9 protein-coding genes are annotated in these 10,054 nt (G+C 72.0%); 7 read left to right on the top strand and 2 right to left on the bottom strand.

The genetic code is table 11. The features are described 5' to 3' along the window. The first annotated feature begins 25 nt into the window (after positions 1 to 25). The 3 genes from AB0I73_RS08790 (at position 26) to AB0I73_RS08780 (ending at position 3,758) form a co-directional block, all read left to right on the top strand. On the top strand, positions 26 to 1,387 hold the full coding sequence (locus AB0I73_RS08790; RefSeq protein WP_363035198.1) for a sugar ABC transporter substrate-binding protein: 1,362 nt from the start codon (positions 26 to 28) through the stop codon (positions 1,385 to 1,387). 163 nt (positions 1,388 to 1,550) lie between these two features. Further along, positions 1,551 to 2,357: a rhamnogalacturonan acetylesterase gene (locus AB0I73_RS08785; protein WP_363035196.1), complete on the top strand. Its 807-nt coding sequence runs from the start codon at positions 1,551 to 1,553 to the stop codon at positions 2,355 to 2,357. Between the two features lie 60 nt (positions 2,358 to 2,417). Then, positions 2,418 to 3,758, top strand: coding sequence for a pectate lyase (locus tag AB0I73_RS08780; RefSeq protein ID WP_363035194.1), 1,341 nt, complete (start codon positions 2,418 to 2,420; stop codon positions 3,756 to 3,758). 292 nt (positions 3,759 to 4,050) lie between these two features. Here AB0I73_RS08780 and AB0I73_RS08775 read toward each other — a convergent pair whose 3' ends face one another. Continuing rightward, complete coding sequence (locus AB0I73_RS08775; protein WP_363035192.1) at positions 4,051 to 4,824, bottom strand: IclR family transcriptional regulator; 774 nt, start codon at positions 4,822 to 4,824, stop codon at positions 4,051 to 4,053. Positions 4,825 to 4,974: 150 nt separating this feature from the next. Between AB0I73_RS08775 and AB0I73_RS08770 the strand changes: the two genes are divergently transcribed. The 4 genes from AB0I73_RS08770 to AB0I73_RS08755 all read left to right on the top strand — a co-directional run bounded on the left by AB0I73_RS08770 (position 4,975) and on the right by AB0I73_RS08755 (position 9,041). Continuing rightward, positions 4,975 to 6,504 (top strand): aldehyde dehydrogenase (NADP(+)), encoded by a 1,530-nt coding sequence (locus AB0I73_RS08770; RefSeq protein ID WP_363035190.1) that lies wholly within the window; start codon positions 4,975 to 4,977, stop codon positions 6,502 to 6,504. A gap of 151 nt (positions 6,505 to 6,655) precedes the next feature. After that, a complete protein-coding gene (locus AB0I73_RS08765; protein WP_363035308.1) occupies positions 6,656 to 7,141 on the top strand; it encodes a GNAT family N-acetyltransferase in 486 nt (161 codons plus the stop codon). 75 nt (positions 7,142 to 7,216) lie between these two features. Continuing rightward, on the top strand, positions 7,217 to 7,927 hold the full coding sequence (locus AB0I73_RS08760) for a DsbA family oxidoreductase (RefSeq protein ID WP_363035188.1): 711 nt from the start codon (positions 7,217 to 7,219) through the stop codon (positions 7,925 to 7,927). Positions 7,928 to 7,988: 61 nt separating this feature from the next. Beyond that, entirely contained in the window at positions 7,989 to 9,041 is a 1,053-nt protein-coding gene (locus tag AB0I73_RS08755; protein ID WP_363035186.1) for an aminotransferase class V-fold PLP-dependent enzyme, read from the top strand. Positions 9,042 to 9,140: 99 nt separating this feature from the next. On the opposite strand, the gene thpD is transcribed toward AB0I73_RS08755, so the two are convergent. Continuing rightward, positions 9,141 to 10,052 (bottom strand): ectoine hydroxylase, encoded by a 912-nt coding sequence (thpD, locus tag AB0I73_RS08750; protein ID WP_363035184.1) that lies wholly within the window; start codon positions 10,050 to 10,052, stop codon positions 9,141 to 9,143. Positions 10,053 to 10,054 lie beyond the last annotated feature (2 nt).

Here is a 10,054-nt window from a genome sequence, read left to right as displayed (position 1 = left end):
GGAACCAGAAGAAGAGAGCCGACCAATGAAGATCAGCAATCGCAGAAGCAGCACAGGCAGGCGCCGGACGTCGGCCGCCGTCGCCCTGGGCGCCGTGCTCGCGCTGACCGTCACCGCCTGCGGCGACGACGGCAGTGGAGCCGGCGGCGACAAGGGTGCCGAGGGCAGCGGCACGGGCAAGATCACCTTCTGGGACAACAACGGCGGTGTCCGCACCGCGATCTGGAAGGAGATCATCGCCGACTTCGAGAAGGCCAACCCGGAGATCGACGTCGAGTACGTCGGGATCGCCGCCACCGAGTACCAGTCCAAGGTCGACACCGCCATCCAGGGCGGCGGCCTGCCGGACGTCGGCGGGATCAGCGCGTCGATGCTCGCGGGCTTCTCCGCCCAGAAGGCGCTCGCCCCGCTGGACGACCGGCTGGGCAAGTCGTCCCTCGACGGCAGGCTCAACAAGGACATGATCGAGTCGCTGCGCGCCGCCGGCGGCGGTGACGACCAGCTGTACTCGGTCCCGACCTCCGCGAACAACGGCGTCCTCTACTACCGCACCGACCTGTTCGAGAAGGCGGGTCTTGAGGAACCGACCAGTTGGGAGCGCTTCTTCAAGGCCGCGGAGAAGCTCAGCGACAAGGGCAAGAACGAGTTCGGCTACACCATCCGCGGTGGCGCCGGATCCATCGCCCAGGCCCTGGACGCGATGTACGGCCAGTCCGGCATCACCACGTTCTGGGACTCCACCGGTGAGAAGACCACGGTCAACGACCCGAAGAACGTCGACGCCCTGGAGAAGTACGCGGGCCTGTTCAAGAAGGTCACCCCCGCCGCCGACCTGAACAACGACTTCACCAAGATGGTCGCGCAGTGGGACTCCGGCACGATCGGCATGCTCAACCACAACCTCGGGTCGTACCAGGACCACGTGAAGGCGCTCGGCGCCGACAAGTTCCGGGGCATCCCGCAGCCCACCGGCCCCGACGGCAACCGGGTCCAGGTCTCCAACCCGGTCGACGGCCTCGGCGTGTTCCAGAGCTCCAAGAACAAGGACGCCGCCTGGAAGTTCATCGAGTACGCGGTCTCTGCCGAGGCGAACTCGAAGTTCAACGAGTCCGCCGGCCAGGTGCCCTCGAACCTGGACGCCGCCAAGGACGACTGGATCGCCGAGGCGGAGCCGACCAAGCTGGCCGCGGACGCGCTGAGCGACGGGTCGACGACCATCGTCCAGCTGCCGTACTACCTGCCGGACTGGAACACCGTCTCCAAGGCCGACAACGAGCCGAACTTCCAGAAGGTGCTGCTCGGGGACATGAGCGCGAAGGACTTCCTCGACAACCTGGCCGAGCAGCTGAACGAGGCCCAGGCCGAGTGGCAGGAGCAGATGGCCTGAGCGCTTCCCGGTGTCACCGTGGGGTGGCCGCCGGCCCGTTCGCTCCGGGCCGCGGCCGTCCCCGCGCCCGGCCGCGCCCCCGCGCCGCGGCCGCCCGCACACAGGTACAGTCCCGCGCCCCCGAGGGGCGCTTTCCCGGACCCTTGCTGAAAGGCACAGGCTTGTGTCGCTCACGCGCAGACAGGTTTCCGCCGCCGGTCTCGGCCTCCCCCTCGCCCTCACGGTGACCGGCACCGCCCGGGCCGCGCCCCGGCGGCCCCGGCCCCGCACCCTCCACATCGCCGGGGACTCCACCGCGGCCCGGAAGTACGCCGACGCGGCCCCGGAGACCGGGTGGGGCACGGTGCTCCCCTTCCTGCTCCGCCATGACCTCGTGGTCGCCAACCACGCCGTGAACGGACGGAGTTCGAAGAGCTTCGTCGACGAGGGGCGGCTCGACGCCGTCCTCGACGCCGTCCGGCCCGATGACCTCCTGCTGATCCAGTTCGCGCACAACGACGAGAAGGCCACCGACCCGAGCCGCTACACCGAGCCCTGGACGACGTACCGGGAGTACCTGCGGCTGTACGTCGCCGGGGCCAGGGCCCGCGGGGCGCGGCCCGTGCTGGCCACCGCCGTGGAGCGCCGGAGGTTCGACCCGGTCGGCGACGCCGTGCCGAGCCACGGTGCGTACCCGGCGGCGATGCGGGCGCTGGCCGAGGAGGAGCGGGTCGCGCTGCTCGACATCCAGGCCCTGTCGCTGGCGCTGTGGCAGGAGCTGGGCGTCGAGGAGACCAAGAAGTACTTCAACTGGACGGCGAGCGAGCAGGACAACACGCACTTCAACCCGCCCGGCGCGATCGCCGTGGCCCGGTTGGTCGTCCGGGAGCTGCTGCGCACCCGGGTGCTCGCACCGCGGGACGTGCGCCGGCTGGACGAGGCGATCCCCGAGTCCTGGATCACCTGGCCGGACGCCGTCACGGCCGGCTGACCGGTCGAACGAGAAGAACGAGAAACACGAGAAGCGCAAGAAACAAGGGAGAGCAGCATCATGAACGGATCGACATGGCAGGGGCATGCCATAGTGAGAGTCGCCTCGCTGGCCGGCTGCACCGCCCTCGTGCTGGTCCTGACCGGCACCGGCGTCCAGGCCCACGCCGGCCATCACCCCGGCCACCCCCGCGACGTCGCCCGGCAGACGCTCGGCGCGAACGACGGCTGGGCGTCCCACGGAACCGGCACCACCGGAGGCGCCGACGCCACCGCCGGGCACGTCCGCACCGTCAGCGACTGGGCCGGATTCAAGGCGGCCCTGGCGGACGGCGGCAGCGCCCCGAAGATCATCAAGGTGCGGGGGACGATCGACGCGGTCTCCGACGGCTGCGACGCGCTCGCCGCCCCCGGCTACGACTTCGACGACTACCTCGCGAAGTACGCGCCCGAGACCTGGGGCCTGGAACAGGACCTGACCGACGAGCCCGACGACAGCCCCGAGGGCCTGCGCAGGGTCTCGGCCGCCAACCAGGACACCGCCATCAAGGCGAACATCCCCCCCAACACCACGATCATCGGCGTCGGCCGCGACGCCGGGTTCAAGGGCGCCAGCCTGCAGATCAAGGGCGTGGACAACGTCATCGTCCGCAACCTCACCCTCGAGAGCCCGGTGGACTGCTTCCCGCAGTGGGACCCGACCGACGGCGACCGGGGCAACTGGAACTCCGAGTACGACACCGCCGTCGTCCACGGCTCCACCCATGTCTGGCTGGACCACAACACCTTCACCGACGGCGACCACCCCGACAGCGAGGCCCCCACCCACTTCGGGATGCTGTACCAGCAGCACGACGGCGAACTGGACATCGTCCGGGGCGCCGACTACGTCACCGCTTCCTGGAACGTCTTCACCGAGCACGACAAGACGATCCTGATCGGCAACAGCGACAGCGAGTCCACGGCCGTCGGCGACCGGGGCAGGCTGAAGGTGACCTTCCACCACAACCTGTTCTCGAAGCTGGTCGAGCGCGCGCCGCGCGTCCGCTTCGGACAGGTCGACGTCTACAACAACCACTTCGTGGCCGGCCGGGGCTACGGCTACAGCTTCGGCGTCGGCAAGGAGTCCCAGCTCGTCGCCGAGCACAACGCGTTCACGCTGGCCGAGGGCGTCAGCCCGGCGAAGATCCTCAAGCGGTGGAACGACTCGCCGCTCACCGCCCGGGACAACCGCGTCAACGGCAAGCGGGTCGACCTGATCGCCGTGCACAACGCGGAGAACCCCGAGGTGGCCCTCCGCTCCGGCGCCGGCTGGACCCCCGCCCTGCGCACCGCCGTCCACCCGGCGCAGGTGGTCCCGGCACTGGTCGAGCACGGCGCGGGAGCGGGCCGCGTCCGCTGACACCTCCTGACACCCCCGCACCCCCGTTCGCCGGGGCGGGCGCGCTCCACCCCCACTGTGGCGCGCGCCCGCCCCGGTCCTCCCCGTACCGAAGGAGCCCCGCACGCCCTCCCCGCTGCCCGTGTCCAGAAGGGGTCTGCTGCCGGCGGGCGCCTCGGCCGCCGCCCGCACCCGCGAAACCCACCTCGGCGACTGACACCCCCGGACCGGCACATGGCCCCCGTCCCTGGTCCGCCCGGTCCCCGTGCACCGCCGAGTCGCCGTGGTGCACCGCGCGCGGGGGTCCGCGCGGTCAGAGCCTCCGGGTGGCCAGGGTCAGCCGGTCGCGCGCGTCGAACAGGGCGTCCTTGACCATCTGTTCGTGCGCGGGGGTGAGCCGGGCGACCGGCACCGAGCAGCTGATCGCGTCCCGCGCGGGCGTGCGGTAGGGGATCGCCACCCCGAAGCAGCGCAGCCCGAGCGTGTTCTCCTCGCGGTCCACGGCGAAGCCCTGCTCGCGCACCTGGTGCAGCTCCTCGATGAACTTCTCCCGGTCCGTGATGGTGTGCTCGGTGAGGGCGGGCAGGGTCTGCGGGAGCATCTTGCGCACCTGCTCGTCCGGGTACGTGCTCAGCAGCGCCTTGCCGAGCGACGTCGAGTGCGCGGGCAGCCGGCGGCCGACCCGGGTGAAGGGGCGCAGGTAGTGCTGCGACTGCCGGGTGGCCAGATAGACGACGTTGGTGCCGTCGAGCCGGGCCAGGTGGATGGTCTCCGTGGTGTCGTCCGAGAGCCGGTCCAGGGTGGGACGGGCCGCCGCCACCACCTCGTCGCCGTCGATGTAGGACGTGCCCACGAGCAGCGCCCGCACGCCGATGCCGTACCGCGTGCCCGTCGCGTCCGTCTCCACCCAGCCGAGGTCGACGAGGGTGCGCAGCAGCATGTAGAGACTGGACTTGGGGTAGCCGACGGCCTCCTGGACCGCCGCCAGGGAGTGCATACCGGGGCGCCCGGCGAAGTACTCGAGCAGTTCAACGGTCCGCACCGCGGACTTGACCTGTGCGCCGCCGCCCGTCTCGCCAGCCGACATTCCCTTGACCCTTCGTTCGACGAGAAGCTGAAGTTATAGTCTCCAGCAGCACATTCATCATCAGAGACAGTGTTCAGTATATCGAACGCCGCCGATGGGTGACGTACATACTGCGGCATTGAGGGCGGCAGTCAAGTGGAGGGACTCGCGGTGGCAGCAGCACCAGTCTGGAGCGTCGACCCCCGAACCGGGAGGCAGCGGGAACAGGTCGCGGTGGAGGCCACGGCCCAGGAGGTGGACGCCGCCGTCCGGGCCGCGCACGACGCGCGGGGCGCCCTGGCCGACCGCACCGTCCGTGCGGCCTTCCTGCGTTCCGCCGCCGACGAGCTCGAGGCGGCCCAAGGCCGCCTCGTCGAGGCCGCCGACGCCGAGACCGCCCTCGGCCCGGTCCGGCTGACCGGCGAACTCGCCCGCACGTGCTACCAGTTGCGGGCCTTCGCCGACATCGTCGACGAGGGCGCCTTCCTCGACGTCGTCATCGACCACCCCGACGACACCGCCACCCCGCCCGTCCCGGACCTGCGCCGCTACAAGGTCCCGCTGGGGGTCGTCGCCGTCTACTCGGCCTCCAACTTCCCCTTCGCCTTCTCCGTCCCCGGCGGCGACACCGCGAGCGCGCTGGCGGCCGGCTGTCCGGTGGTCGTCAAGGCCCACCCCGACCACCCGGGCCTGTCCGAGCTGGTCGCCAAGGTGCTGCGCCGCGCGGCGGCCCGGCACGGCGTCCCCGAGGGCGTGCTCGGCCTGGTGCACGGCTTCGAGGCCGGCGTCGAACTGGTCCGGCACCCGCTGGTCGCGGCGGCCGGCTTCACCGGCTCGGTGCGCGGCGGACGCGCCCTCTTCGACGCGGCGGCCGCCCGCCCGGTCCCGATCCCGTTCCACGGCGAGCTGGGCTCGCTGAACCCGGTCCTGGTCACCGAGGCCGCCGCCGCCGAACGAGCCGAGGCGATCGGTGCCGGCCTCGCCGGTTCGATGGCGCTGGGCGTCGGCCAGTTCTGTGTGAAGCCGGGCCTCGTCCTCGCCCCGGCGGGCGCGGCCGGCGACCGCCTCGTCAAGTCCCTGACCGACGCCGTCAGCGACACCGACCCCGGTGTCCTGCTCGACCACCGGATGCGCGACAACTTCGTCGCCGGGGTCGCCGAGCGCGCCCAACTGCCCGACGTGGAATCCCCGGTGACCCCGGGCCCGGGCGGTGAGCACACAGTCAGCGCCGGCTTCCTCACCGTCCCGGCGAGCAGGCTCACCACGGACGGCGAGCACGACCTACTGCTGGAGGAGTGCTTCGGCCCGGTCACCGTCGTGGCCCGCTACGAGGACGACACCGAGGTCCGCTCCGTCCTCTCCCGCCTGCCCGGCAACCTCACCGCCACCGTCCACCTGTCCGAGGAGGAGGGAGCCGGCCGGGGCCGGGGCGCGGAGATCCTCGCCGAACTGACCCCGCTCGCCGGCCGGGTCCTCGTCAACGCCTGGCCGACCGGCGTCGCGGTCGCCCCGGCCCAGCACCACGGCGGCCCGTACCCGGCGACGACCTCCACCTCCACCTCGGTCGGCGGCACCGCCATCGAGCGCTGGCTGCGTCCCGTCGCCTACCAGAACAGCCCGGCCGCCCTCCTGCCGCCGGAACTGCACGACGACAACCCGCAGAAACTGCCGCGCCGCTTCAACGGCAACCTGGAGCGCTGAACGCGCGCCCGCCGCCGCACGGCACGCGGGGGCCCGTCCGGCACGATCCGCCGGACGGGCCCGCGCGACGGAACGCGACGGGGGCCGGCACACCGGGAACCACCGCCCGCCGGGGAACGTCCTGCAGTGCGTGATCGAATCGCACCGGACCATGGGCCCCTTGGTGATCAGGACCGCCCTGGCGGCCGAGGCCGCGGACATCGCCGCGCTGCACCTGCGCGCCCGGTCCACGTACTACCCGGACGGCCTCCCCGACGACGGCACCGACTGGCCGGCGCGCTGGCAGGAGGCCGTCGAGCACCCCGAGGGGCAGGTGCTGTGCGCGGTGCGGGACGGCCACCTGGTCGGCATCGCCTCGTTCCGCACCCCACCGGGCGCCCTCGCCGACACGGTCAAGCTGTTCCAGTTCCACGCCGACCCGGGCCAGTGGCGTGTCGGCATCGGCACGGCCCTGCACACCGCCTGCGTCGAGGAGTGGCGGGCGAACGGCCGGCGGACCGCCGTGCTCGAGGTGCACACCGACAACCGGCGGGCCCAGGCCTTCTACGCCTGCCGGGGCTGGACCCCGGACCCGGGGCATCCGCCCGCCGAGGACGACCACCACCTCCACCTGTGCTTCGCCGTGCCGGGGGAATGAACCCCACTGGTTGAACGTTCACGCAGGCAGCGGAGGGAGTCTCCGTGTCCTCACCCCTGGGAGAGTGCCTCAACGATGCGTGTCGAAATCTGGTCGGACATCGCGTGCCCCTGGTGCTATGTCGGCAAGGCGCGGTTCGAGAAGGCGCTCGGCGAGTTCCCGCACCGTGACGACGTCGAGGTGGTGCACCGCTCCTTCGAGCTGGACCCCGGCCGGGCCAAGGACCACATCGAGCCCGTGCTCACGATGCTGACCAAGAAGTACGGCATGAGCCAGGCACAGGCCGAGGCCGGTGAGGACAACCTCGGCGCCCAGGCCGCGGCCGAGGGACTGCCGTACCGCACCCGGGGCCGCGACCACGGCGCCACCTTCGACATGCACCGCCTGCTGCACTTCGCCCGCACCCAGGGCCGCCAGGTGGAGCTGCTCGACCTCCTCTACCGGGCGAACTTCGCCGAGGAGCGGTCCGTCTTCGGCGACGACGAACGCCTCCTCGAACTCGCCACCGCCGCCGGCCTCGACACCGACGCCGCCCGCGCGGTCCTGGCCGACCCGGACGCGTACGCCGCCGAGGTGCGCGAGGACCAGCGGGAAGCCGCGGAACTCGGCGCGCGGGGCGTGCCCTTCTTCGTCATCGACCGCACGTACGGCGTCTCCGGCGCCCAGCCCGCCGAGGTGTTCACCCGGGCGCTGACCCAGGCGTGGGGCGAGCGGTCGCCGCTGAAGATCGTCGACGGCGACGCGGAGGCCTGCGGTCCCGACGGCTGCGCGGTCCCGCAGAGCTGACTCCGCCGGGCGGGCCTGAAAGCCGATGGACGGGGAGGTCCCGGGACCGCAGAGTGGTCCCATGGAGACCTTCGCGAACCTCGTCCGTGCCGAGTTCACCCCGAAGAGCACCTTCCTCAACACCGCGAGCAGTGGCCTGCTGCCCGTGCGTACGGTGACCGCCCTCGAAAAGGCCGTGCGGCTGAGGGCCGAGGGCGGCCCGCTGGATCCGCTGTCCGACGATGTCGAGGCGTGCCGGGCCGCCTACGCCCGGCTGGTCGGCGTCCCCGTCGAGCGCGTGGCGGTCGGCGCCACCGCCGCTCTCTGCACCGCCCTGATCGCGGCCTCGCTGCCGCCGGGCGCCGAAGTCCTCACCGTCGAGGGCGACTTCACCTCGGTGCTCAACCCGTTCCACGTACGCGGCGACCTCAAGGTGCGGGCCGTGCCCCTGGAGCGGCTCGCCGAGTCCGTCTGCCCGGGCACCGCCCTGGTCGCCGTGAGCGCCGTGCAGTCCGCCGACGGCCGGATCGCCGATCTGCCCGCGCTGCGGGAGGCGGCCGGGGAGCACGGCGCGCGCACCTATGTCGACCTCTCCCAGGCGGCCGGCTGGCTGCCGGTCGACGCCGACGCCCATGACTACTCCGTCGCCATCGCCTACAAGTGGCTGCTCGGCCCGCACGGGGCGGCCTTCCTCGTGGTGCCGGAGGACTTCGGTGGGCTGACCCCGGTGCAGGCGGGGTGGGTCGCGGGGGAGAGGCCCTGGGACAGCTGCTACGGACCCGTCACCGAACTCGCCCACTCGGCCCGCCGGTTCGATGTGAGCCCTGCCTTGTTCACCTACGCGGGACTGCGCGCCTCCCTCGAACTCGTCGAGGAGATCGGTGTGGAGACGATCCACGCCCGTGACCTCGCCCTCGCCGACCGCTTCCGGGCGGGGCTCGCCACGCTGGGCCACGAGCCCGTGCCCGCACCCGGCTCGGCCATCGTCTCCGTGCCGGAACTGGGCCGTCTCCAGCCCGAGCTGGACCGGGCCGGCCTCGCTCTGTCCAACCGGGCCGGCCATCTGCGGGCGTCCTTCCACCTCTACAACACACCGTCCGACGTGGACCGGCTGCTGGACGCCCTGTCCGGCTGAGGAGGCCGGGGCCCACGCCGGCCCGGTCACGCGCACGGCAGCGGGCCGGTGCCTCCCGTCCCACACGAGGAGGCCCGGCCCGCAGTCACCGTCGCGCGCTCACGTCACCGGCGTGAAGTCCCGTGCCCCGATGTACTCGGGACGCCGGACCGGCGCCGCGAACGGCTCGACGGCCGTGTTGTCGACGCTGTTGAACACGATGAACACGTTGCTGCGCGGGAACGGCGTGATGTTGTCCCCGGAGCCGTGCATGGCGTTGCAGTCGAACCACGTCGCCGAGCCGGCCGCGCCGGTGAACAGCTTGATGCCGTACTCGGACGCCAGCGCGGTCAGCCCCTCGTCGGAGGGCGTGCCCGCGTCCTGCATCTGCAGCGACTTCTTGTAGTTGTCCTTCGGTGTGGCCCCCGCACACCCGAGGAACGTCTTGTGCGACCCCGGCATGATCATGAGCCCGCCGTTGGTGTCGAAGTTCTCGGTCAGCGCGATCGACACGGACACCGTCCGCATCCGCGGCAGACCGTCCTCGGCGTGCCAGGTCTCGAAGTCCGAGTGCCAGTAGAAGCCGCTGGCCCCGAAGCCCGGCTTGACGTTGATCCGGGACTGGTGGACGTACACGTCCGAGCCGAGGATCTGCCGGGCCCGGCCGACCATCCGCTCGTCGCGCACCAGCCGCGCGAACACCTCACTGATCCGGTGGACCTCGAAGACCGAGCGGATCTCCTCGGACCGCGGTTCGACGATCGACCGCTCGTCGGCCCGGATCGCCGGGTCGGCGACCAGCCGGTTCAGTTCGTCCCGGTAGACGGCGACCTCGTCCTCGGTGATCAGCTGGTCGACGGCGAGGAAGCCGTCACGCTCGAACGCGCCGAGGTCGGCCGGCGAGATCGGGCCGGGCGCGTCCGGGGCGCCCCAGACGACCGGGTCCTGCCGCGGGGTGATGACCTCGGCGGAGCCGCGGGTGGGATAGAGGTCGGGGACGTGCGTCTCGGTGCTGGGGGTCACGGTGGCCATGG

Origin of the sequence: Streptomyces sp. NPDC050388, from assembly GCF_040655635.1 — a bacterium.
In the GTDB taxonomy this organism is placed as follows: Bacteria; Actinomycetota; Actinomycetes; order Streptomycetales; family Streptomycetaceae; genus Streptomyces.
This window is presented reverse-complemented; position numbering and strand designations above follow the sequence as displayed.

What these genes read in the sequence shown, in the direction of transcription:
- AB0I73_RS08775 (WP_363035192.1), bottom strand. Translation starts at nt 4,824, where the DNA reads ATGTCGGCTGGCGAGACGGGCGGCGGCGCACAGGTCAAGTCCGCGGTG.
- AB0I73_RS08760 (WP_363035188.1), top strand. Translation starts at nt 7,217, where the DNA reads ATGCGTGTCGAAATCTGGTCGGACATCGCGTGCCCCTGGTGCTATGTC.
- thpD (WP_363035184.1), bottom strand. Translation starts at nt 10,052, where the DNA reads ATGGCCACCGTGACCCCCAGCACCGAGACGCACGTCCCCGACCTCTAT.
- AB0I73_RS08755 (WP_363035186.1), top strand. Translation starts at nt 7,989, where the DNA reads ATGGAGACCTTCGCGAACCTCGTCCGTGCCGAGTTCACCCCGAAGAGC.
- AB0I73_RS08780 (WP_363035194.1), top strand. Translation starts at nt 2,418, where the DNA reads ATGAACGGATCGACATGGCAGGGGCATGCCATAGTGAGAGTCGCCTCG.
- AB0I73_RS08790 (WP_363035198.1), top strand. Translation starts at nt 26, where the DNA reads ATGAAGATCAGCAATCGCAGAAGCAGCACAGGCAGGCGCCGGACGTCG.
- AB0I73_RS08765 (WP_363035308.1), top strand. Translation starts at nt 6,656, where the DNA reads ATGGGCCCCTTGGTGATCAGGACCGCCCTGGCGGCCGAGGCCGCGGAC.